Below are 24209 nucleotides of genomic sequence, written 5' to 3'. Positions count from 1 at the left end.
GCTTCGATCAGAAGTAATACCCCGCCTGCAGATTGAAACGTCGCGAAAAGCCGTCATGCAGCGGTGACGTTGCCGCAAGTCCGCCAAAGTCGGGCGACATATAAGGTTGGTGCTTCGCGAGCATGACATCCGCATAGAACATCCATTTGCCGGAGGAAAAACTCAGCCCGGTCACATTTTGCAGCGAGTCCTTGAAACCGCCGGTCTTCTTTTTCAGCACGCTATAGTCGTTATAGATTTTGAAGCCAGTGAACGGGCCCGCACTGCCGGCGATGTCGTAACTCACGTTCGCCACGTACACGACCCCCTTCGCCGCGACGGGATACGGGTAGCCGAAGGCGCCCAGGATCACGAAGCTGTTCGGGTCCAACCCCCCGAAAGTCTGTCCGGGCAGGTGGCGCGTGTCATTGTGGTAGTACAGCGCCTCGGCCATCATCGTCCACGGCCCGCGACTGCCTTTGGCATGGATCGCAGCCGCGCGGCGCCGGCTCCGCGCGCCGTTGTTGCTGTGGATCGCGCCGCTGAGAAGGGACAAACCCAGTTCCGTGTTCGCCTCGCCGGGCGCGTGCCAGGCGGCGCGCGCGACCAGGGTGTCGCGCTCGCGGTCACCTTGTCCCGTCCCGTAGCCCAGCTTGTCATCGTCCGGCACCAGGTTGAAGGAATACCGGTTCGATGCGCGCGCCGTGTTGCCGCCGCCCCCATAGGAACCGCCATCGCGCGCAAAGTAGGCCAGCCGCCATGCCACCGGGCCGCTGCGCCACGCGTAATTGATCCCAAGGGCATAGGTATCCTCCAAGCCGAGATAGTAGGCGATCGATTCGAAGAAGTTGTTGGAAGCGAAGGGGAGCAGGCCAAACGGCACCTTGTCGAGACCGACATGCAGTTCGCTTTTGTCGGCAAAGCGCACCCCAGCCCAGCCGTGATGCAGGAAATTGTTGGTGTACCCGCCTTGCCCGGCCGGGAAATGGTTGTAGCGATACTGCGCCGACCCGATCAGGTGTTCATCGTCATACTTCACGTCCAGGCGCAGCGTATCAAGGCCGATGAACCCGTGCCGGTACTCGGGCTGCCAGCTCTTGTAGACGTAGTTGACGCGTACCGCCCCCCCGATGTTCCAGGGCGAGGCCGGCGGCTCGGCCGCGCCGGCCAAGCCGCAAGCGGCGAGCAGCAGCGCGCCGCACAGATAGCTGCGCAGCGGGCGCAGGGGCGGGAGCATCGGATGCGGTGCTGCATGGCTCATGGGGAGGCCTCTCGGTGGATAGGAAGGTGAACGGTAAATTGACTGCCCGTGCCCAGTTCGCTGTGGACGTCGATGCGGCCGCCGTGGCGTTTAACGATGCCGTACGAGACCGACAAGCCCAAGCCGGTGCCGATGCCGATCGGCTTGGTCGTAAAGAAGGGCTCGAAAATACGCTGGATGGTCTCGGCGTCCATGCCGGCACCGGTGTCGCCGATTTCGATCCAGACCCATTGCCCGGCACGGCCGGTGCGGATCGTGATCACGCCCTTGACCGCGATCGCATGGGCGGCGTTGACGAGCAAGTTCATGAAAACCTGGTTGAGCTGGGAGGCGACGCACTCGACGGGGGGCAAGTCGCCATACTCCTTGACGACGTCGGCCTTGTTCCTGATTTCGCTGCTGACGATGTGCAGCGTGCTGTCGAGGCCCTGGTGCAGGTCGGCGCTGGCGGTGTTGGCATTGTCGGCGTGCGCGAAGTCCTTGAGCGCCTGGACGATGTCTTTCACACGCTGCAGACCGTCGCGCGACTCGTCCATCAGGGCCGCGAAGTCGTGGCGGATGAAGTCGACCTCGGCCGCTTCCTTCAGTTCGGCCATGCGCGCCGCCACCGCACGGGTGGCGGCGGCCGCCTGCTGGAAGTCGTCGATCACCCCGAACAAGGTCGTGACATAGGTTTGCAGATTCCCCAGGTTGCAGTTGACGAAGCCGATCGGGTTGTTGATCTCATGGGCCACGCCCGCGGCGAGCTGCCCGATCGACGCCATTTTTTCGGCCTGGAGCAGGCGATCGTTCGTTGCTTGCAGCAGCGTGTTCTGGGCCGAGAGTTGCCGGTGCATCTCGCGCAGGGCCAGGTGCGTATGGATGCGCGCCAGCACTTCCGTGATCCGGATCGGCTTGGTCACGTAATCGACCCCCCCGGCCTCGAAGGCAGCGACCACGTTATCGCTGTCGGTCATGGCGGTCATGAAGATAACGGGAATATGCACGGTCTCGCTGTGCTGCTTGAGCCTGCGGCAAGTCTCCAGGCCATCGATGCCGGGCATCATTACGTCAAGCAAGACCAGGTCCGGCTTGACCAGTTGGCAGCGCGCGAGGGCTTCTTCGCCATCGCGGGCGACCAGCACCCGAAATTGCTTTTCCTCGAGGAAATCGACGAGCACGCCGATATTGGCGGGCACGTCGTCCACGATGAGGATGGTCTGCCGTTCGGGCTTCATGGGGTGGGATCCACGTAGCGCAGCGCCAGTTCGACCAGCGCTTTCGACTGGTACTCCTTGGCCAGCTGGCGCAGCATCCGCGCGAATGCCACATGCCGTGGATCGGCATTTTCGATCTCGTCGGCCAATTCGCGGATGGCACGCATGTCGCCCTCGCGCGCGAGACGGGACAGCTGCTCGAGCTGGGCGCGGGGCGGCGGCGTCAGCTCGGTTGGGTTGGCGGCGCTATCCGCCGCCGCTTGCTCTTCATAACAGAGCGCCACCCCGAGCAAGCGCCCCAAGGTCTCGAGCAAGCCATTCTGGTGCACCGGCTTGGTCATGAAGGCATCGGCCCCGGCGACCAGGCAGTTGTCCTGGTCGTCCTCGGTCACGCTGGCCGAAATGGCAATGATCGGCAACGCCGCCGCGCCCGGCAGCCGGCGAATCTGCCGGGTCGCCTCGAGCCCGTCCATCACGGGCATGACGATGTCCATCAGGACGGCGTGGGGCACGCGCTCGCGCACGCTGTCGAGCGCTACCTGGCCATTGCAAGCGAGTTCGATGTCAAATCCCATGCTGGAGAGCAAGTCTCTCAGCATCTCCCGGTTGGCCGCGATGTCGTCGACGATCAGAATGGACTTGCGCGGGCCCAGGTAGCCGATCACGTCGCGCTCGGCCGTCGGCGGCGCCATGGTCGCGGCCGCCGGCTCCGCTGCCAGGGTGAACCAGAAGCGGCTGCCCATGCCCGCGTCGCTGGCGACCTCGATCTCGCTGCCCATCATGCGCGCCAACTGGCGGCTGATCGCCAGCCCGAGGCCGGTGCCGCCGAGCCGGCGCTGCGCATCGCCGACCTGTTCGAATGGTTGGAATATGCTTTCGAGCTGGTCGGCGGACATGCCTACGCCGCTGTCGCTCACTTCAAAGCACAGGGCCACGCATCCATCGGCGCCGGCCAGGCCATCGCTCGTCACGCGCAGGCCGACCTGGCCCCGATCGGTAAACTTGACCGCGTTGCCCAGCAGGTTAAGCAGGATCTGGAGCACACGCTTTTCGTCGAGCAGGACCAACGGCAGGTGCTCGGGAGCGGACACCTCGAAGACCAGGCCCTTCTGCTCGGCGCGCACCTGGATGATGCGCTTCACACCGGCGATGAAGGCGGCGAGATCGACCGCGGCGGGCATCAGTTCGAATTTGCCGGACTCGATCTTGGCGAGGTCGAGCAGATCGGTAATGAGCATGAGCAAGTGCTCGCCGCTTTGCGCGATGGTGTTCAATCCAGCGGCTTGGCGTTCGTCGAGCGCCTTGTTCCGTTTCAAGATCTGGGCGTAGCCGAGGATCGCATTGAGCGGCGTGCGCAATTCGTGCGTCATGCTCGCCAGGAACGTGCTCTTCGCGCGGTTGGCGAACTCGGCCTGTTCCTTGGCAATTTGCAGCTGCGCCGTGCGATCGCGTACCAGTTCCTCGAGGTGTTCGCGGTGGCGCTGGAGTTCGAGCTCGGCGCGCGTGTGGTATTCGATCTCGGCCTGAAGGGCGACGTTCTTTGCCTCGATTTCGATAAAATAGGCGTGCAGCGCCTGGCGCGTATGCTCCACGCTGCGCCCCAGGGCGCCGAGTTCATCATCCCTTCGCCACACGAAGGGACGCGAGAAATCACCTGCGGCCAGCCGCGCCGACTCGTGCATCAGGCGCTTGATCGGGGCCAGCAGGCGGCGCTGGAGCAGGGCGACGATCATGACCATCGACAGCAAGAGGGCGCCGCCTACCGTCAATGCAAAGTGGCGCCGCTCGTGCGCGATTTCGGCGTCGATCAGGCCGCCAGCCATTTCCAGATCAACGTTGCCGATCACGACGCCGTCGCGCGCCACCGGCCGTATCAAGTGGGTACTGCGTCCGCGCCGGCGCGCCGGATCCTCTTTTGCCAAGAAATCGCCTGTCCTTGAATCGCGCACCCGGATCGAGACGATGCGCTCATCGAGAAAGAGCGAAGCGAGCAAGGGGCGGCCGGAATCGGCATTGACGTTCCACAGGGGTTCCTGCATGCCCAGCGCCAGAATATCAGTCATGTGGCGGTGCTCGAATTCCCAGCGATTCATCATCGCTTCCTCGCGGTTGCGATTGCTGTAAACATTGATCGAGGCGGGGATTAACAGGCCGACCGCCACTGCCAGTACGATTGCAAAACGCAGCTTCAAGGCAGGCTTTCGATAGGGGCATGGCGGCTAGCGGCGTACCGCGCCCAAGGTGCGGTCGAGCTTGTCAAAATACGCATTCTCGATTTTCGCTATATCGGTTTGCAGCAGTGCGGCGTCGAAGGATTGTTTCAGTTTCAGGCCCAGCGGCGTGCGCTGGAAGCAGACATGCAAAGTCAGTTCGGCAAGGGGGCGCTCGTCGAAGACCAGCTTGGCGCGTTCCTTGCTCAAGGCGGGATCGGACGCGAGAAGATAGCGCAGCACGGCTTTGTCAATCACCACCGCGCGCACCCGGCCGGCCAGCAGCTTTCTCAAGTTGATCGTGTCGCTCTCCGATGCATCGACCACCAGCTTGCCACTCTTGATCATCTGGTCGAACGCGGCGCCGTTCGAGTAGCCCAAGACCACGCCCAGCTTGTTGCCTGCCAAATCGTCCAGCACGCGCCAGCGCAGGGGAGCCGTGGTCAGCGTTGCCAGGCCGACTGTGCTGTTGCCCATCGAGGCGGAAAAATGGCATTGGCGCGCCCGCTCGTCCGTGTGGTAGGCAGGGAAGTAGCCGGCGAAATCGGGATCGCTGCCGCCGGCCTCCATGGCGCGCTTCCAGGGAAAGTAGTCGATCTTGATGTCATGACCGAAGCGCGCGGCGACAGTCTTGGCGACGGCGCCGGACATGCCGCCATCGGGAAGACTGCGGCCGACGTATGGCAGCCATTCCAAACTAGCAAGATGCAGCGGCGGCGTTTCGGCGTGCGCTAGCTGCGGCCCGACAAGGGTGCCGCAGACCAGCAGGAGTACACCGATGCATTTCATCTTGATTCTCCTCAATGAATGAATCCAGTGTAACGCCGAATTGCGCTGCGGCGCATAGATCCGTTGTCGTACGCCAACAGACCCGTGGGAGATCGCTGCCGCGTCAATGCATCACAGGACCGCATTCACCTGATAGTATCCTCGACGACAGGTCTGAAATCGGCGCCACTGCGGCCGTCGCCGCGAAAGATCGGCGTCGAACTCGTCTGACAAGAAAGGTAGCCGTCCAGCGTGCCGTCCATCTTGAAGAGAAGCCTGTCCTGAAATGCGATCTTGTCCAGTACCGCTGCGTCGAGCCTGACGGTAACGGATCGCCTGATCCAGCAAGCACTGCTACAGGTGCTGCGACCGATACTTGGCCCCACTTTCAGCGAACATAGCTACGGCTTTCGTCCGGGCAGGCGTGCGCAGGATGCGGTGTTAGCCGCCCAAACGTATGTCCAGTCCGGCCTGAGAATCGTGGTCGATGTTGACCTGTCGAAATTCTTTGACCGTGTCAACCACGACATCCTGACTGACCGCCTACGGAAACGCGTCGACGACGCCGGAGTGATCTGGCTGGTCCGTGCCTATCTGAATAGCGGCATCATGGATGGCGGGGTGGTGCAGTCGCGGGATGAGGGAACGCCGCAAGGCGGTCCTTTAAGTCCGTTGCTTGCCAACGTGATGCTCGATGAAGTGGACAAAGAACTGGAGCGGCGCGGTCATCGCTTTGCGCGCTACGCCGACGACGCGAATGTATATGTTCGCAGTGCAAAGGCGGGCCAGAGGGTAATGGCGCTGCTGCGGCGCTTCTATGCCAAGTTGCACCTCGTGGTCAACGAAAGCAAAAGCGCGGTGTCTAGCGTCTTCGGGCGCAAGTTCCTCGGTTACAGTTTGTGGGTGGCGCGTGGGGGTGAAGTCAAACCCAAAGTGGCCAAGAAGCCGCTGGAAACGTTCAAGCAGTGAATGCGGGCGATAAGCTGCCTATCAGGCGGGCGAAGCATGCCGGAAGTGGTGCAGCGACTTCGCTCCTGCATGCTGGGATGAAAGGGATACTTCCAGCTGGCGCAGACGCCCAAGGTTTGGCGAACCCTTGATGAATGGCTGCGTCACAGGCTGCGAGCCATCCAGCTCAAGCACTGGAAGCGCGGAACTACCATGTATCGAGAATTGCTAAAGCTGGACGCCCCGTCTTCGATGGCCAGGCAGATAGCAGCAAACAGCCATCGTTGGTGGCGCAATAGCGCCAAATTGCTCAACAGCGTGCCCACCATTGCGTACTTTGATCGACTTGGTGTGGCGCGCCTGTCTTGACCTCAACTACTCGAACCGCCCGGTACGGACCCGTATGCCGGGTGGTGTGGCAGGGGGCAGCTGACATTAGCTGCTCCCTATGCCGATTCCGTCTGGCAGAGTCCGGCAACGGCGAGCAACTTCGCGCCGTGGACGATGCTCATGTTGGCCGCGTGGTCTACTCGCTGCGATCAGCGTCGACAAGCGAACGACCTTCGGGACCGGCAATCGCTCGACAGCGTGATTGCTGGAACACCGGGAAGCAAGATGCCGAGTCGGCTGGGGGCTGGCTTACTACGGCAGCAATATCGCAGTGACAGGCCTGACTTGCGTGGTCCGATGGCGGCCGCTTGATGCCGCCGCCATGGTCCAAGCACTAGGACGTGCCGCAGTCGCGCTGCCAGGCTCCCGTCAGCTGCTGGGCGCGGTAGTTGTCGCCCAGCGCTTCCTTCAGCTGCGCCGCGTAAATGTGCGCTTCGCACAGCCGCGCCTTGCCCAAGGCGGGGAACGCTTCGGCCTGGTTGAGCAGGGCGTCGAACTCGAGACGGCCGAGGTAAAAGTCGGCGATCGGCCCGGGCCAGCCCTTGATGTTGGCGGCCGACAGGTCGCGCTTGGCGCTTTCCTTGTCGCCCGCGGCGCTCTGTGTGAGAAACAACTCGAGCGCGATGCGCGGCGTGGCGGGCGCCTTGCGCAGGCGCGGGACCATGTCGACGGCCTTTTTCTCGCGCCGGTAGATGCGCGCCAGTTCGATCAGGGCACGCTGCTGGCCCTGGTTGGCGGCCTTTTCCAGCCAGGCGCGCGCGGCCTTGGGATCGGCATGGCGGTAGTTCGCCAGTGCCAGCTGGGCGTCGGCATTGCCGCTCTCGCCTTCCTTGAGCAGCCAGGGCGCGGGGCTGGCGGCCGGCTTGGTGAATACCTCGCCGCTGCCGCTGCGGCTCAGGTAGACCTGGCGCTGGCTGTTGGCGAAGTAGATTTTGTAGGCGCGCAAGAAGTCGCTGCCGAGCACCACTTCCGGTTCACCGGCGTTGCGGCCGTAGGTGGCGCGGATCGGCAGGTCGACGTTTTTCACGCTATCGTCGCCCACGGCGATGCTGGCGAAGACCGCGCTCCAGAAGCCATCCGGGGCGGTGGTCTTGACACCCGCTTTGGCGGCGCCATCGTCGGTGATGCTGCTGTAGGCCGCGTTCGAATCGAATTGTGCTTCGAGGTCGATACCGTTGACTTTGACGGCGACGCGCACGCGCTGGTCGACGCTGGGGCGGGTGAGCATGGGCAGTTTGACGGCACGGGCGGCCCAGGCGGGCGCGGTGCAGCCGATGCGCATTTCTTTTTCGCCCAGCGCGACTTCAAGGTCGGCCTGCATCAGCACGTCGGCGCCGAGAATGCCATCGAAGCCGGGCGGGTAGCCATTATCGCTGACCACCGGCAGGGTGACCGCGCCATTCATCGGCCCCAGCCCGAAGCTGGTCAGCTTGGCCCGGCCCGGTGCGCCGGCTCCCACCGTCAGCTGGTTTTTTTCGGCAGCGGTACGGGTCAGCACCGTCGAGGCCGAGCCGGTATTGACCCACATCGCGGCTGGTGCGCCATTGATGCTGCCGCGCACAGTGGGCGCAACCATGTTGGTGCCGCTGTAGTGGATCGGCAACGTGGTGGTCTTGGCCAAGGTGCAGGCTGCGCCCGCCAGGGAAGGCAGCATCAACGCTGTCAGGACAATAAATGTTCTCATGTAAACCTTTAATTTATAGCAACCACAATGGCAAAAAAACGGCGCCTTGGTGCGAGGCGCCATTTTTACAGGCGGTAATGCGGCAAATATAGAGCGAGTCCTGCGACGGCGCAAGCGCCAGTTGCGCTTATCTGCCGACTTCCGCCTTTCGCCTGCCTTCGGGCGGCGATGGCATTGCATTCACGCGCTGGCCGCAGGCGACGTTCTCTGCCTGCGGCCGTGTCTTTACAGTAGGGCGCCGAGGTACAGCTAGCCGTCCGCGTCATTGACGCAAAAAGCGGCGAAGCCGGCCAGCCTGCGCCCCTGGAAAGATGTGACCATGACATTGCGCGGCGGCGTGACCGTCCACCAGCGTCGACTTCGCAAACTTGCATTCGAGGCCAGCCGCCCGTCCTGGCCTGGACGAAGTTTGGCGTGAACACGCCGAGCAGCGGCACGCCGTGACGGCCTGCACGAGCCTTGCGGCGCTGTCGCTCGCCGCCGCAAGCCGGACGTAAGCGGCCGTCGGCAAACAGCAGCATACGCCGATCTGATAACGCATTGATCACACATTGTCACGAGTGGCAGAATTAAAACATAGGCAATATTTCTCGCTGATTTCGTTCCGTAGTGGCGCAACATAGGCATTCAAGCGATGGCGAACGCGTCGCCACAATGGCGGCATTGCAAGCGGATTTTCCAGTTCACTGTCCATGCACTTGCCTGAGCGGCCGCACCGGGGCCCGCACAGCAATTGGAGGAGCAACACCACTACCTTGAAAGGGGCCGTCATGAGCAGTGAAAGCAAGCTTGCAGAGCAGGTCGTGTACGCGAAGATCCACCCATCCATCGGCATCGCGCGGGTGGGCAATTCCAGGCAAGAGGATGGGTTCTATATCGGCCCCCAGGTAATCGATCCCTTGCCCAAGCCCCAGGACTTCTACCGTGACGGCACCGGAGCGCTGAAACGCGAGGTGGCTGAGTTCCGCCTCTATGGCTACGACGCCCAGGGGCATGTGGTGTGCGAACTGGCCATGCAGGAGGGTATCGAGATTGAATGGACGGTCGAACTGGCCAATCACAAATCGGCCTGGTATAACTTCGAGCTGGCGCTGGACATTCCCGAAGCGGCGACTGCGCCGCCTTCCACGCGCCGCAATGCCGGCATACTGCTGCCCGAGCGCGGCATCCTGTCCATCCAGCCCGGCCCCCGCACAATCGGCGAAGCGGGCGCCGAGGGACAGCAATACCATTTCGATGGCGGCAGCTGCTTCGGCATTCCGGTGCCGCTGGGGGAGTTGCGCACCGATCCGCGCGGCCGCTTGTGGGTATTCGGCGGACACGGCATGTCGGCCTCGTTCGACGGCAAGGCCCCGGTCACGTTCGCGAACAATGACGGCTGGTTCGACGACACCAGCGATGGTCCGGTCAGCGCGCGCGTGCGGGTGGGCGGACGCGAACTGAGGGTGGCGCCGGCATGGGTGGTGGTGGCGCCGCCGAACTACGGTCCGCAACAAAAATCGGTCCGCACCATGTACGCCCTGATGACCGATGTCGCCATCCAGGCCGGACACCTGCCGGTACCGGTCCGGCCATCGTTCAGGAGCGATCTGCTGCCCATCTTTAAGGCGCTGTGCGACCTTCAGTGGATGAACGCCAGCTTCGCGGCCGGCTTCGGCCACGGCATGCCGCAGGACTTCATGGCGCCCGCCTATTTGAGCAAGCTGTCGCAAGCGGGTGACACCTACGCGCAACTGCGCCGCACGGTCGCCAACGGGTTCCGCAATCCGCGCTACCACGATGCATCGATGAAGCCCTGGCCCTGGGTCTATGGCGATGCGATGGATGTGCCGATGCCGCCCATCCCGCGCGCGATGAATGCGCTCACCGACACGCAACTGGCGATGCTCGAACGCTGGGCGGAGGGCGATTTCATCGCCGATTATCCTCCCGCCGCCGGTGACGAGGCCAAACACGACATCGCCGACGTGGCGCTCGTGGACCAGGCGGCCATGCTCGATCGCGCCGCCCTGGAGTTTTGCCTGGCCGATGCCTTTCATCCCGGCTGCGAGATGACCTGGCCGGTGCGCCACGCCTCGATGTACAGCGAGGCGTATCGCTGGCGCCACCGCGCCGCGGACGATCACGAGGCCGATTTTGGCAAGGCGCTCACCCCGGCCGAGGCGTGTTCCTTCGACGGCCCTTTGTACGGGCAGTTTCCCGGATCGGTCACGCGCTGGATGGCGGTACCCTGGCAGACCGATACCGCCAGTTGCCGCTCCGGCTACGACCCGCAGTACGACCCCTACCTGCCGACGTTCTGGCCGGCGCGGGTGCCGAACCAGGTGCTCAGTGCCGAAAACTACAAGAAAGTGATGAACCCGGAACTGGGCCGGGAGGAGCGGCTGGCGGCCTTTAACGAGCGCATGGACTGGGACCGGACCCTGGGTCCCGGGCATTTACAGCAGTTGCAAGCCATGGTGAGCCATTTCGACAGGCAAGGTATCGTCGAGATGCGCAAGGGCATTCCGAATGACCCGGACTTTCCTGCGACGATGCAGGTCGAGGATCGCGGCGGCCAGCCGCTGACCGAGGCCGAGCGCGAGGCAACCGACAGCCAGATGCGCCAGATCGCGCGTGCCGGCACGCCCAGGCCCGCCGAGTGATCACCCAGCCGCCGGGCCGCTCGACGGCGCAGTGGGACGTCGTCATCGTGGGCGCCGGTCCGGCCGGCGCGGCCCTGGCCCGGCGCCTGCGGCCGCGGCATCGGGTGTTGCTGTTGGACCGGGCGCGGGCGAGGGCGGCCGGCGCATCGCGCATCGGCGAGTCCTTGCCGGGCGCGGCCCGCGTGCTGCTCCAGCGTCAAGGGATCTACGAGCGCTTTCTCGCCCAGGGCCATGCGGTACGGGGCGCGTCGGTCGCACAGTGGGACTCGGACACGCCGGCCTGGTTCGACCCGATCCGCGATCCGCATGGCGCGGGGTGGCACCTCGACCGCCTGCTGTTCGACCTTGGCCTGCGCGATGGCGCCGTGGAAGCGGGTGTGTCGCTGGTCGACACGGTGCGGCGCCTGGCGCTGTCGCATGAGGGCGGATGCTGGCGTATCGATGCCGAATGCCTGGGGCCAGGCGGCGCTGCCCCATCGCGTGGCGTGCACCACACGCCAGTCCTGGTCGACGCCAGTGGCCGTGGCATGGCGGCGGCCAGGCAACTCGGCCTTGCGCGGCGCGGCCACGACCGCCTGGTCTGCCTTTACGCGCACTTGCCCGTGGACGCGGACGACAAGGATCAGGCCACCCGACTGTGCGCCGACGCGAACGGCTGGTGGTATAGCGTGCGCGTGCCGTCCGGGCAACGGGTGCTGGCACTTCACCTTGATAGCGACGATGCCGAGCTCAAGGCACTGCGCGATCCGGAGCGCTTGCTGGCCAAAGCGCAGCGCCATGGCTTGCTGGCCGGGATCCGGCCCACGACGATGGACTTTCCGGTGCACCTGCGGCCGGCCGGCGGGGGCGGGCTCGATCCAGCCGCCACGGCCACGCTGCCCGACGGCTTTTTCGCGATCGGCGACGCCATGCTGGCATTCGACCCGATTGCATCCCAGGGGCTGTTTAACGCCTTGGCCACGGCCGACAGTTGCGCCCATGCGATCGGGCGCTACCTCGATGGCGTCGGGAATGCGCGCGAGCGCTATCTTGAGGAGATGCGCGCGGTGGAAGCGCGCTATTGCCAGCGTCTCGGCGAAACCTATGCGGCAGTGACCCGCTATGCCCGCGAGCGGTTCTGGCAGCGGCGGACGGCGGGCGGCGCGGGCGGCGGTGTATTTGCATTGTAGGGCATGCCGCGCCCGCGAGAGATTGACGAAGGCGTCAATATCATGACGCGCAAGAATGAAGGTGCGCAGGTCGGATGGCCGGCGCCCCCCGGTTCGCTCAACGCTGGTAAAGCCGTTCGATATCGGCCGCGAAGTGATTCGCCAGGTTCAGGCGCTTGAGCTTCAGGGTTGGCGTCAGCAAGCTGTTTTCGCTGGACCACGGCTCGCGCGTGAGGGCCACCGCGCGCGGCTGCGCATAATGCGGGAATCCCTTGGTCAGTTCGCGGATGCGCTCCAAGGCCAGCGCTGCGGCGGCCGGTGCGCGCAGGCTGTCGGCGGCTTCCGGGTCGAGATCGAGTTCGGACGCCATCGCAGCCCATCCGGCCTGGCTCAGTACCACCACGCAGGCGATGAAGGGCCGATTGTCGCCGAACGCGTAGGCCTGGTCGAACACAGGGCTGCTGGTGATGGCTTGCTCCAGGTCCGAGGGCGCGATCTTTTCGCCGGTGGAGGTGACGATGATTTCCTTGATGCGTCCCAGAATGCGCAGGCGTCCATTCTCGATCACCGCCTGGTCGCCGGTGCGCAGCCAGCCATCGATGAAGGCGGCCGCCGTGTCGGCCTCGCGCTTCCAGTAGCCGCGCATGACGCTGCGGCCGCGCACCTGCAGTTCCTGCATCTCGCCGATGCGTACCTCGACCCCGGCCAGCGCCCTGCCGATCGTGGCCGGGTCGTTGTCATCGAGCCCGTTGGCCGCGACCACGGGCGAGGTTTCCGTCATGCCGTAGCCCTGCAGCAGCGGCACCCCAAGCGCCAGGAAACAGCGTGCGATCGCTTGCGGCAGTGCCGCGCCGCCGCTCACGGCCAGCCGCAATCGTCCGCCGAACTGGGCCCGGATGTTTGACGCCACCAGTTTGTCGAGCAAGGGCCAAATCAGCTCGTCCAGCCAGGCCGGCGCGCCGTCCGGCACGGCGAGCTGCTGCGCGCGGCAAAAGCGGCGCCAGCCGACGCTCTGCGCCATCGCGAACAGGCGCAGTTTCAGGGACGATGCGGCCAGTTTCGCCTCGATCACGCCGTGCACGCGCTCATAAATGCGCGGCACCGAAATCAGGATGGTGGGTCGCACCGCCTTCATCTCCGCAGGCAGCCGCGACGCCGAGCGCGAGTGCGCCACGCAGGAGCCGGATGCGATCGGCAGGTAATAGCCCGCCGTGCGCTCGAAGGTGTGCGACAGGGGCAGGAACGACAGGAACACGTCGTCGGCGCGCGGCGCCACCCGCTGCATGGTGGCTTTCACGTTTTCCAGCACATTCTCGTGGGTCAGCATGACGCCCTTGGGTTTGCCCGTCGTGCCCGAGGTGTAGACCAGCGCTGCCAGGTCGTCATGGCGGGGCACGTAGCGCAGGCCAGGTTCGCCGTCCGTGCGCGCGATCAGCCAGTCCTGGAAGGCCAGCACCGGGTGTTCGGCGCCAATTGCCGGGGCCAGTCCCGTGGTGTCCATGATGACGACCTGGCGCAAGGCAGGTAGCGCCATGCCGACGGCGGCGATCGCCTGCCACTGGGCTGACGACTGGGCCACCAATACCGACGCCTCGCTGTCCGCCAGGACGTAGGCGATGCTGGCGGGGTTGTCGAGTGCATGCATCGGCACTGGCACGCACGCCAGCGCCAGTGCGGCCTGGTCGACAGCGACCGCATCGATTCCGTTCGGCAGCAAGATGGCGATGCGGGCGCCCCGCGCCAGGCGCATCGCCGCGAGGGCGTGGACGATGCGCTCGACCTGGTCGCCGATGGCCTGCCAGGAAATCGGCATCCAGCGTTCGCCGTTTTCGTCGTAGCGCAAGTAGGCGCTGGCGAGGGGCGTGTGCTTGACGCGCCAGGAAAACAGTTCGGCCAAGGTATGCAAGGCGGCGAGCGGGTCGGTCAGCTTGGTATCGATCAAAGTGGTCATAAGTGGTGCGAATTGGCGCAAGGCCGTGCAAGGAGAGAGGCGGATGATACCGGGAGAATGGGATGAAGCACAGCAAGGTCTGGTCTCCGACCAGCTGTAAAAAGCGGGTTTTCGAAACATAAAGGGCCGGCCGCGGCGCCTTTACCCCTGTCGGTTCGATCGCCGCTCCGGTATCATTCGGTATGAATAAGATTTCTTTACCTCCGTTTGTCATTGGTGTCGCTGGCGGAAGCGGTAGTGGCAAGTCGACGGTGACCCAGCAAGTACTGGCGTCCTTCGGTGCCGAGATGGTGTCGGTCGTGATGCAGGACGACTATTATTGCGACCAGACCGATCTGACTCCCGAAGTGCGCCGCAAGCAGAATTACGACCATCCGCAGGCATTCGACTGGCCGCTGCTGGTACAGCACATCCAGGCCTTGCGCAATGGCGAGGCGATCGAGATGCCGGAGTACGACTTCACGATCGACAATCGCTCCGACAAGACCATTCCGGTCAAGCCTGCCCCGGTGATCGTGATCGAAGGCCTGTTTGCCTTGTATGACGCGGACCTGCGCAAGATGATGTCGCTGAAGATCTTTGTCGACACCGCGCCCGATGTCCGCTTCATCCGCCGCATGCAAAGGGATATTACCGAACGCGGCCGTTCGGTCGACAGCGTCATCGCCCAGTACCTGGAAACGGTGCGGCCGATGCACAAGCAGTTCATCGAGCCGACCAAGCGTCACGCCGACGTTATTTTGCCGCACGGCGCGAATGGCCCGGCGATCGATGTGATCACGACGAAAGTGGCGAGCGTCATCGGCCAGTTGAAGCGGCCCTGAGCTAAGTAATCCTTGCTTGCCGCAGGGCGATTGCAAGCGGGACCGACCGGCATCGGCCCCGCCATCGGCCGCTATTTGACCCTTGCAATCTGCGAATTGACCGGAAGACTTTTCGAATTCAGGCCAGGCGTATGGCCGTGCAGGGTGAAGTCGAGCTCGACGCCGGGACGGAAAATCAGGCAATGGGTCGAACCGCCGAAGTGGAACATGCCCAGTTGCTGGCCCTTGCGCACCTGCTGCCCTTCGTACACGGTGATCTGGCAGGTTGATACCTCGGCCATGCCGACCGCCATGAAGCACATCAGGCCGATGGCCGGGTTGTCAGCCTCGATGAACACCAGCGCCCGCGTGGCCACTTCGGTAATGTAGGCCTGCGAATCGTTCGGGCCCGAATCATCCTCGCCCTCGGCCGGCGTTTCCGAATAATAGCTGCCGTCGACCACGACCGCCTTGACGATGCGCCCATTCACCGGGCTGTGCCAACGGTGGTAGCTCAGTGCGTCCAGGAAGGCCTGGTAGACCGTGCCGCCGTCGAACTGGGCGACCCGGCTGTCGCCATCGAGCATATGGGTCAGCGAATACGGCTGGGCCTTGATCCAGAAGCGGTCGATCTGCTTGACGCCGCGGGCAAGCCGGTACGGCGCCGATTCACAGGCGTTGGTGATGACCTTATCGTCGTCGGGGGAGGCGACCGGGCGCTGTCCCTCGCGAAATTGACGGGTGAAGAAGTCATCCCAGCAGGTAAAGCCGTAATACGGCGCTGTCGGTTCGCATACGAAGTGCTCGACGAAATGGGGCATCGCGGCCATCGCGCCGGCGCCGAGCCAGCCTTTGACCGGGTCGTCGTTGAGGATGTAGCGCGAATCGGCCGAGCCCAGGAAGCGCGCCCACTCGTTGAGGACGCGCTTCAATTGCCGGTTGACCTTCTCGTTCAGGAAGGCGGCAAAGCCACCCGGCGTGTCCATCGACCAGTCCAGGATGGCGTTGATCGGAAAGCCCACCAGGCCGGTCGTGTTGAATTCCGGGGCCTCGGTGAGGATCGTATTGATCATCTGCAGCATCACATGGTAGGAGCGCACTTGCGGGCCGCCGGCCGGGTTGTGGCGAAAGTGCCTGGTGTGCGGCACCTCGCTGAGCATCTGGTGAAACAGCATGTAGATGGCGGCGTCGCCTTCGATCAGTTGCTTGAATTCTTCCATGATGGGCAGCAGCGGGACTGGGTTGGCCGTGGCCTGCGCCAGGCGCTTCTCGATCCAGGCGTCGAGAACGCGCTGGTCCGAAGGCAGCCATTGGCCGACGCGGTAGGGCAGGGATGGTGCGGTTGATGCGGACATCGTTCATTCTCCTCAAGTGGTCGAACGAGCGGCGCCGGCGCTACCGGAAAGCCGGTTTCGCTGCGCAACAGGGGCGGTGGAGCCAGGACGGGATCGATGCGAGACGCGCATCGCGGGGTAAAAATGGGTGAAGTGGTGCTTGCAATATATACCCAAAAATCCCGGATGAAATCACAAATGAGCGTGTCTATCTTATTTTTTTGATAGCGTTGTTTTGCGTACTTTGTTGCCAAAAATGACTTGCCACGGCCGCAGAACTGTCGCATTCTCGACTTCGCCATTTGTAAATTATCTTGCATAAATCAACAAAAACCGTCTTGATCGGAAGCAAGTTTTTTCTTCGGTTACCGTGTGCGCGCCCGCGCATCCGGGGACAGTTGGCCGGGTTCGACAGTCGTTGATGTTGTCTGATAGATGGCAAAAACATCGTTGCCGGCCTGCCTGGGCAGCCTCACGCCAAGTAATGCTCCGCAACATTCGCACTGGGATGACATCGCCAAAAAGGAGTGTCTCGTGGGCAAATTGAGCAAAGTCGGCACTATCTGGGCAGCCGTTCTGTCCGTGGCATGCACGGCCCGGGCGGCGCCCGCCTCCTGTCCCCGCACCGTGACGGCGGCGGTCGTCGCGATCGATCAGCCGATGATGATCAACCGCCTCGGCGCGGCCCGCCCCGGCGGCATGATCTACGCCTTGCGCAGCGATATCGTGGCCAGGGATGGCGGCGCCGGGCTGGTCCCCGGCAATGTGATGTTGCGCAAGGACAAGCGTCCAAGGCCGATTGTGTTGCGCGTCAATGCAGGCGATTGCCTCACTATCGAATTTGACAATTTGCTGCAGGGTGCGGCGCACGATCTCCAGCCATCGACCCGCGCGGCGTCGATCCACGTTGCTGGCTTACAAGCCGTCAAGGGCATCGGCGATGACGGCATCAATGCCGGCCACAATCCGAACCCGGCGGACGGCGGCGCGCTGGTCGCACCGGGACATCACACGACTTACCATCTGTATGCGCCGGAAGAGGGCTCGTTCCTGCTCTACAGCACCGCCGGTGATTTCAACGGCTTCAACACCGACCAGCTGACCATGGGCTTGTTCGGGGCGGTCAATGTACAACCGAAAAACGCCGAGTGGTACCGCAGCCAGGTCAGCGAAGAGGACATGCGCCTGGCCACCACGGGCCACGCGCCCGGCAGCAAGCTGCCGATCATCGATTACGACGCGGTGTACAAGCACGGCCCGCGCGCCGGCATGCCTGTGCTGAAGATGCTCGACAGTCAAAACCGGCTCGTGCACAGCGATTTGACGGCGGTGATCACCGGCCCGAAGCACGGGCGCTTCTTCCCGGCGCCAAGCGCGGCGCCGGTGAATCCGGCCCTGCCGGACCAGGGCGCGCCCTACCGCGAAGTGACGGTCCATTACCATGAGTCGCAAGATGTGGTGCAGGCCTTCCCCTGGTTCTCGCAAGCGCAGAATGCCGTCACCCCGAGCCTCAACGCCGGCGCCGACAGCTTCGCGATCAACTACGGCGCGGCCGGCATTGGCGCCGAAATCCTGGCCAACCGCATGAAGCTCGGTCCGGGCGCCGATTGCGACGAATGCAAATTCGAGGAGTTCTTCCTCTCGTCGTGGGTGGGCGGCGATCCCTCGATGGTGGTCGATGTGCCCGCCAACAGTCCGTGCACCACAGGGCAGCTGGAAGCGTACGCGAAAACCGAGCCTAGCACCTTGAAGCCGCCGTGCGAGCCAGGCAAGCCGGCCGCGGCCCGCGCCAGCAAGGCCTACTTCCCGGACGATCCGTCCAACGTGTATCACAGCTACCTGGGCGACCGCGCGCGTTTTCGCATCCTGCACGCGGGCGCCGCAGTGCACCACGTGCACCATCACCACGCCCACCAGTGGCTGCAAAGCGCGGGCAGCGACGTCAGCGCCTACCTGGACAGCCAGGCCATCGGACCGGGCGCGTCGTTTACGCTGGACCTGGTCTACGACGGCAGCGGGAACCGCAACCTGACTGCCGGCGACTCGATCTTCCATTGCCACTTCTATCCCCATTTCGCCTCCGGCATGTGGGCCTTGTTCCGGGTCCACGACGTGTTCGAGGCCGGCACGCCGCTCACCGACGGGCGCCCGACCCCGGGCGGGCGCGCCTTGCCGGACCCGGAAATCCTGCGCGGCACCCCGATTCCCGCCTTGCTGCCCTTGCCAACCCGGCCGATGGCGCCGTGGCCGGCCCCGGTCGAGATCCGCAACGGCCAGGTGACCCTGGGAGAAGGCGGCGGCAACCCCGGCTACCCGTTTTTCGTGCCCGGCCGCGCCGGCCACCGTCCACCCCATCCGCCGATGGACTTCGCGGTCGAGGGCAAGGAAGTGCTCGACGGCGGCTTGCCGCGCCACCTGATTACCCAGGCAACGGTGAAGCTTGAAGTGCACACCCCCCTCGATTTCACCAAGAACCTGGGCTGGACCCAGGCCGTCGAGTTGCCCGAGGATGGCACGCCGGCGGAGAAGGCCGCGATGGCGGCCCATTCGCAAAAAACCATTGCCACCTTCCTGCCGGACGGCGCACCCGGCCGCTTCAAGATGAATGGCTTGCCGCCGGCGCCGGGCGCGCCGTTCGCCAACCCGGGCCTGGGTGTCGATGGCAAGGTGCGCCACTACCGGGGCGCCAGCTTGCAGGTCGATGCCGTGTTCAACAAGAAGGGCTGGCACTACCCGCAACAGCGCATGATGGCCTTGTGGGGCGACGTGAAAGAGATCCTGAGCGGCGAAAAACCGCCCGAGCCGCTATTCTTCCGCGCCCACAGCGACGACGTCGTCGAATACTGGCATACCAACCTGGTGCCGGCCTACTACGAGCTGGACGATTTCCAGGTGCGCACCCCGACCGACATCATCGGCCAGCATATCCACCTGGTCAAATTCGACGTGCTGGCCTCCGATGGCGCGGCCAACGGCTTTAACTATGAAGACGGCACCTTCAGCCCGGAAGAGGTGCGCGGCCGGATCGATGGCATCAACCAGGCTGGCGGACTGCTGCCGTACGGCGGCGGCAAACCGCGCATGCTGCGGCCCAAGGCGATCGCCGCGCTGGGCTGCGGCCCGCGCGCCGCGGCCGACGCCAGGCCCGACTGCGCCAATGTGCCGCCAGACCAGCGCCAATGGCTGGGGGCCCAGGCCACCGTGCAACGCTGGTGGGTCGATCCCTTGCTCGACCGCAGCGGCAACGACCGCACCTTCATGACCGTCTTCACGCACGACCATTTCGGACCGTCGACCCACCAGATGACCGGCTTGTACGGCGGCCTGCTGATCGAACCGGCCGGCTCGACCTGGACCATGCTGGACGGCAGTCCGATGAATAGCGCACCGGGCGCACCGGGCCGGCGCGCCGACGGCGGACCAACCAGCTATGCGGCCAACATCCTGCCCAGGGGCGGGCAGCGCGCCTACCGCGAATTCGCGCTGGCCTGGGGCGACCTGCAACTGGCGTACGGGGCGGGCAGCCGCGCCCAGCCCGATTGCTACCCGGGTCAGGTTGCGGCATTTTTCCAATGCAAGCCCTTGGCGCCAGGCGCCGAATACCGCGGCTGGGCCGACACGGTGCATGCGATAAATTGTCCGGGCTGCCCGCCCGCCGGCCAGCCCCCCAGCCCCCCAGCGAGCCCGAAGCCGTTCCTGATCAGCGACTTCGGCCCTGGCATCGTGTCGATGAATTACCGGGGCGAGCCGCTGCCGCAGCGCGTGGCCGCGTCGCCCGTCACGCCCATCACGGGTGGGGTGGAAACCGATCTGGCCCATGTGTTCCGCTCGATCCCGCGCCTTGATCCAGCGATGAACACCCAGCCGGCTGGCGGCGCCAGGATCAACCCCGCGTGCACCGGCGACTGCTTGAGATTCCCGCGCCGGCCGATCAGTGCCGGCATGAACCCGGCCGATCCGTATACGCCGCTGTTGCGCGCCTACGAGGACGACCCGGTCCAGATCCGCATGCTGGTCGGGTCGCACACGTCGATGCACGACTTCACGATGCATGGCCTGAAGTGGCAGCATGCGCCTTTCGATCCGAATTCCGGATTCCGAAACAGCCAGTTCATGATCTTGTCCGAGCACTTCGAAGCCTTGTTCACCGTGCCGCGCACCGCGGGCGAGCAGGGCGCCGATTATTTGTACAATCCGAGTGCCTCCTACGAAGGCTTGACCAACGGCGCCTGGGGCTTGTTGCGCGCCTACCGCAAGGCGACGCCGGACCTGGCGCCATTGCCGGGCAACTTGACACCACCGCCGGCGCTGGCCACCACGCTGCCGCGCGATCTCAAGGACGATTGCAGCCTGGGCCTGCCTTGTCTGCGCCAGTTCCATGTATCGGCGCTGACGGTCAAGCAGCTGCTCGGCGAGAAAGGCACGCTCTCATACAACGAGCGCGGCATCAATGTCGGACCAAAAGGCTACGATAGCAGCCACCCGCTGAACGATCCGAACGCCGTCGTCTATGTGCGCGACGAGGATCTTCTCGACGGCGAGCGCCTGCGCCCAGGCGTGTCGCTCGAACCGCTGGTGTTGCGCGCTGCCGCTGGCGACTGGATCAAGGTCCGCCTGAGCAATCGCGTCAATGGCGCTGACAGTGTGTTTAGAAAGAAAGAATCGGCGAACCGGCCGGACGGCACCACCGCCTATTCGGCTGGCTATGCCGACATTATGATGAGCACCTCCTCCAGCGTGGGCCTGCATCCGCAACTGCTGGCCTTTGACATCACCTCGTCGAACGGCGCCAACGTGGGCAACAACCCGGTGCAGACGGTGCCGCCGCGGGACCCGGCTTGCCGCGATTGCGCTGTGCCTTTCCGCGACTACCTCTGGTACGCCGGCACCCTCGAACGCGGTGCCGATGGCGATCTGCGCGCAACGCCGGTCGAATTTGGCGCCGTCAATCTGCAGCCGGCCGACCCCTTGATGCAGGCTTACCGCGGGCTGTTCGGCGCGATCGTCATCGAGCCGAAGGGCGCGAGCTGGGTGGAAGACCCTGGCACGCGCACTTCGGCCACCGTGTTCGCCGCCGACGGTGGCGTGTTCCGCGATTTCACCTTGATGTTCCAGAACGATATCTCGATGGAACTCAATGGCAATCCGCTGTACGACGCGGGCATGCCGCTGTCGGCCTTTAACTACCGCAGCGAACCGTTTTTCTATCGCTACGGGGTGAACGCCGCTGCCGGGTTAAAAGCCGGCACGGCGCCACCCGCTTCGTGGTATGACTTGCAAGCAGGCGATCTGGGAAATCTGAGCAGCATCTCGTACTCGGCAATCGACACCAGCAGCGCCATCTCGAACGCGCTGACGGGAGGCGATCCGGTGACACCGGTATTTCGCGCCCCGGCCGGCATGCCGGTGCGTTTTCGCGTGCTGCACGCGCCCGGGATCGGCGACAACCAGCAAGTGTTCGAGTTGAGCGGACACCAGTGGCAGGAGCAGCCGTATCTCGACCGCTCGACCAGGATCGGCCACAACCCGGAGTCGGCCGTGACCGGTGCCACGACCGGGGTTGGTCCGACCTCGCACTTCGATATCGTCATTCCCCAGGCCGGCGGGCACTTCAAGACGCCCGGCGATTATTTGTACCGCAGCGCCACCGCCGCCCAATACCAGGCGGGATTGTGGGGCTTGTTCCGGGTCGCGCCCGGCGCCGCCGGCGCCATCCTGCCCGACACCATCGCGATCGACGCCGTCCGGCCGAGCGGGGCCGGCTACCAGATCAGCGGAACGGTCACGGTGCGGCCGGCTGCCGCGCCGGGCGAACGGGTACGCACCAGCAGCCTGACCTTGAGCGGCACGAAGGGCTGGCAGGCCAGGGTGCCGGTCGATCCGCATGGGCGCTGGACCTATACCGCCAGCGCCACCTTGCCCGACACCGTGCTGGTGGCCTCGCCTTTCGGCGGCCAGGCCCGTTACGGTGCCGCGCCAGTCGCATCCAGCCCGCCGCTGGCGCGGGCCGCGGCCGCGTTGCGCTCCTCGCCGCGCCGCCGCGGCGCGCCGAAATAATGGGGCCGCGCGCGATGCTGCTGGCGGCCGGCTGCCTGCTGTCGGGCGCGCTGCTGGCCCAGCCGGTGCCGCTGGGCCAGATCGAGCACGAGGGCGTGCGTGTGCAACTAAGCGCGTCGGGCGCCTTGCGCGACGGCGCCGATGTCGGCTTCACCTTGCGCCTGCTCGATAGCCAGGGAGCACCGCTGCGCGGTGCGCGGCCGGCCGCGTGGCTGGACCGGCTGCGCCCGGACAGCGCGGGCGACGCCGGCGAGTGCCGGCGCAAGGCTTCGCACTTCGTCGGCGGCAACTGGTTCGACACCCCGGCGCTCGACCTGAACGCCTATTACGTGCTGGCCCTGAATGCGGATCCATCGATTTCGGTGATCAATCCGCTCAACGGCTTTGGCGGTTCCAAGTTGCTGGCGCTGGTCGACTTGCAGGCGCCCGGGGCCGACTGGCTGCAAGAGGGCGAGCGCGTACTGGTGTCGATGCCGGAAGCCGGCGCGGTGGCGCTGGTCGACACGCGCAGCTGGACAGTGATCGCCAACACGCAGGTCGGCTCGCAGCCGGCGCGCCTGGCGCGCCAGCCCGGCCGCATGGGCCGGGTCTGGGTCGCCACCGCCAGCGGTGTCGCCGTGCTGGGCAGCACCGACGGCAAGGTGGCCGCGCGCATCGACACCGGGGCAGGCCCGCACGAGATTGCCTTCAGCGACGATGGCGCGGCAGCCTTCGTCAGCAACCGGGGCGCCGGCAGCGTGACCGTGATCGATGCGGTGGCGCTGCGCCAGCGCGCCGTGGTCGCGACCGGAGCGGCGCCGGTCGCGCTGGCCTGGTCGAGCGCCGCGCGGCTGGCCTATGTGGCCGATAGCGGCGGCGGCATCGTCGCCATCGACAGCGGCGGGAGGGTGGCGGCACGCCTGGCCGGTGCGCCCGGCGTGAACCAGCTCGGCTTCGTCCCCGGGGGCAGGCTGGGACTCATTCTCAACGGCGTGACCGGCGAACTGCAGGTGCTCGACACCGCCAGCAACCAGATCGTCCAGAGCGCCCGCATCGGCAACGGCCCGGACCAGCTGGCTTTTTCCGGGCGCATGGCGTACATCCACCGCCAGGGCGCGGCCGACGTGCAATTGGTCGCGCTCGACGGCCTGGGGCGCAGCGGCGAATCGATCACGGTAGCCGGTTTCGCCGGCGGCCAGCTGGCGCCCGGCCAGCGCAGCAGCCTGGCCGGCGTGATGGCGGCGGCGCCCAATGGCGACGCCATGCTGCTGGCCAATCCGGCCGACCGCAGCATCTACTATTACAAGGAAGGCATGGCCGCGCCGCTCGGCGCGTTCCGCAATTACGGCCGCACGCCGCGCGCGCTGATGGTGGTCGATCGCAGCCTGCAAGAGCGCGACCCCGGACACTACCGGGTCGACACCCGGCTTCCGCCAGCCGGCGCCTACCAGCTGGTGATGTACCTGGACCAGCCGCGCGTGCTGCACTGTTTCGCGCTCGATATCGCCGCTGCGGACGGGGTCCGGCCGGCACGCCCGCTGGCGGTGGCGCTCGAACCGGGGCAGGGCGCGCTGACCGCGGGCCGCAGGCAGCGCCTGCTGCTGCGCGTGGGCGCCGCCGGCGAGCCGGCCGGGCTGGCGCCGGCGAGCGACCTCGAGGTGCTCATTTTCGACGCCTCCGGCATCTCGCAAACGCGTTTGCTGGCCAGCGCCCAGGGCAACGGCGCCTACAGCGTCGACTTCGCCGCGCCCGCGCCTGGCCTGTACTTCATGCATTTCCAGGCCCCGTCGCTGGGCCTGCGCTGGGCCGATCCGACCCGGTTGGTCTTGACTGCCATCGAATGAAGCAAGCACCCC

General features: G+C 65.1%; 12 protein-coding genes and 1 pseudogene. 6 read left to right on the top strand and 7 right to left on the bottom strand.

Features of this window, described 5'->3' with window-relative positions; genetic code table 11:
* Positions 1–7 precede the first annotated feature (7 nt).
* From IV454_RS26490 to IV454_RS26475, 4 genes are read right to left on the bottom strand one after another with little or no spacing between them, the layout of a single operon-like run.
* Positions 8–1240 (bottom strand): hypothetical protein, encoded by a 1233-nt coding sequence (locus tag IV454_RS26490; protein ID WP_229521863.1) that lies wholly within the window; start codon positions 1238–1240, stop codon positions 8–10.
* Positions 1237–2457, bottom strand: coding sequence for a response regulator (locus IV454_RS26485; RefSeq protein WP_206088598.1), 1221 nt, complete (start codon positions 2455–2457; stop codon positions 1237–1239). The genes IV454_RS26490 and IV454_RS26485 overlap by 4 nt, the downstream gene beginning before the upstream one ends.
* Complete coding sequence (locus tag IV454_RS26480) at positions 2454–4628, bottom strand: ATP-binding protein (protein WP_206088597.1); 2175 nt, start codon at positions 4626–4628, stop codon at positions 2454–2456. Before IV454_RS26480 ends, IV454_RS26485 begins: the two co-directional genes overlap by 4 nt.
* A 27-nt stretch (positions 4629–4655) precedes the next feature.
* The gene (locus IV454_RS26475; RefSeq protein WP_206088596.1) at positions 4656–5435 is read right to left on the bottom strand and encodes a substrate-binding periplasmic protein; all 780 of its coding nucleotides are present in this window, start codon (positions 5433–5435) and stop codon (positions 4656–4658) included.
* Positions 5436–5735: 300 nt separating this feature from the next.
* Here IV454_RS26475 and IV454_RS26470 point away from each other — a divergent pair.
* Positions 5736–6731 (top strand): annotated as a pseudogene (locus IV454_RS26470) (reverse transcriptase domain-containing protein); the annotation flags it as partial.
* Positions 6732–7086: 355 nt separating this feature from the next.
* On the opposite strand, the gene IV454_RS26465 reads toward IV454_RS26470, so the two are convergent.
* Positions 7087–8436 (bottom strand): hypothetical protein, encoded by a 1350-nt coding sequence (locus IV454_RS26465; RefSeq protein WP_206088595.1) that lies wholly within the window; start codon positions 8434–8436, stop codon positions 7087–7089.
* Positions 8437–9206: 770 nt separating this feature from the next.
* Between IV454_RS26465 and IV454_RS26460 the strand changes: the two genes are divergently transcribed.
* On the top strand, positions 9207–11081 hold the full coding sequence (locus tag IV454_RS26460; RefSeq protein WP_206088594.1) for a LodA/GoxA family CTQ-dependent oxidase: 1875 nt from the start codon (positions 9207–9209) through the stop codon (positions 11079–11081).
* Positions 11078–12250, top strand: coding sequence for an NAD(P)/FAD-dependent oxidoreductase (locus IV454_RS26455; protein ID WP_206088593.1), 1173 nt, complete (start codon positions 11078–11080; stop codon positions 12248–12250). Before IV454_RS26460 ends, IV454_RS26455 begins: the two co-directional genes overlap by 4 nt.
* Positions 12251–12347: 97 nt before the next feature.
* Here the strand turns inward: IV454_RS26455 and IV454_RS26450 are convergent, their stop codons facing one another.
* Positions 12348–14180 (bottom strand): AMP-dependent synthetase/ligase, encoded by a 1833-nt coding sequence (locus IV454_RS26450; protein WP_206088592.1) that lies wholly within the window; start codon positions 14178–14180, stop codon positions 12348–12350.
* Between the two features lie 182 nt (positions 14181–14362).
* Here IV454_RS26450 and udk point away from each other — a divergent pair, with 182 nt between their 5' ends.
* Positions 14363–15004, top strand: coding sequence for a uridine kinase (gene udk / locus IV454_RS26445; RefSeq protein ID WP_206088591.1), 642 nt, complete (start codon positions 14363–14365; stop codon positions 15002–15004).
* A 71-nt stretch (positions 15005–15075) separates the two neighbouring features.
* Here the strand turns inward: udk and IV454_RS26440 are convergent, their stop codons facing one another.
* Entirely contained in the window at positions 15076–16338 is a 1263-nt protein-coding gene (locus IV454_RS26440) for a phosphatidylserine decarboxylase family protein (RefSeq protein WP_206088590.1), read from the bottom strand.
* Positions 16339–16851: 513 nt separating this feature from the next.
* On the opposite strand from IV454_RS26440, the gene IV454_RS26435 reads away from it, so the two are divergent.
* Complete coding sequence (locus IV454_RS26435) at positions 16852–22374, top strand: hypothetical protein (RefSeq protein WP_206088589.1); 5523 nt, start codon at positions 16852–16854, stop codon at positions 22372–22374.
* On the top strand, positions 22374–24197 hold the full coding sequence (locus IV454_RS26430; RefSeq protein ID WP_206088588.1) for a YncE family protein: 1824 nt from the start codon (positions 22374–22376) through the stop codon (positions 24195–24197). Before IV454_RS26435 ends, IV454_RS26430 begins: the two co-directional genes overlap by 1 nt.
* The last annotated feature ends 12 nt before the right edge of the window (positions 24198–24209 follow it).

Source organism: Massilia antarctica (assembly GCF_015689335.1).
Lineage (GTDB): Bacteria > Pseudomonadota > Gammaproteobacteria > Burkholderiales > Burkholderiaceae_D > Telluria_A > Telluria_A antarctica.
This window is presented reverse-complemented; position numbering and strand designations above follow the sequence as displayed.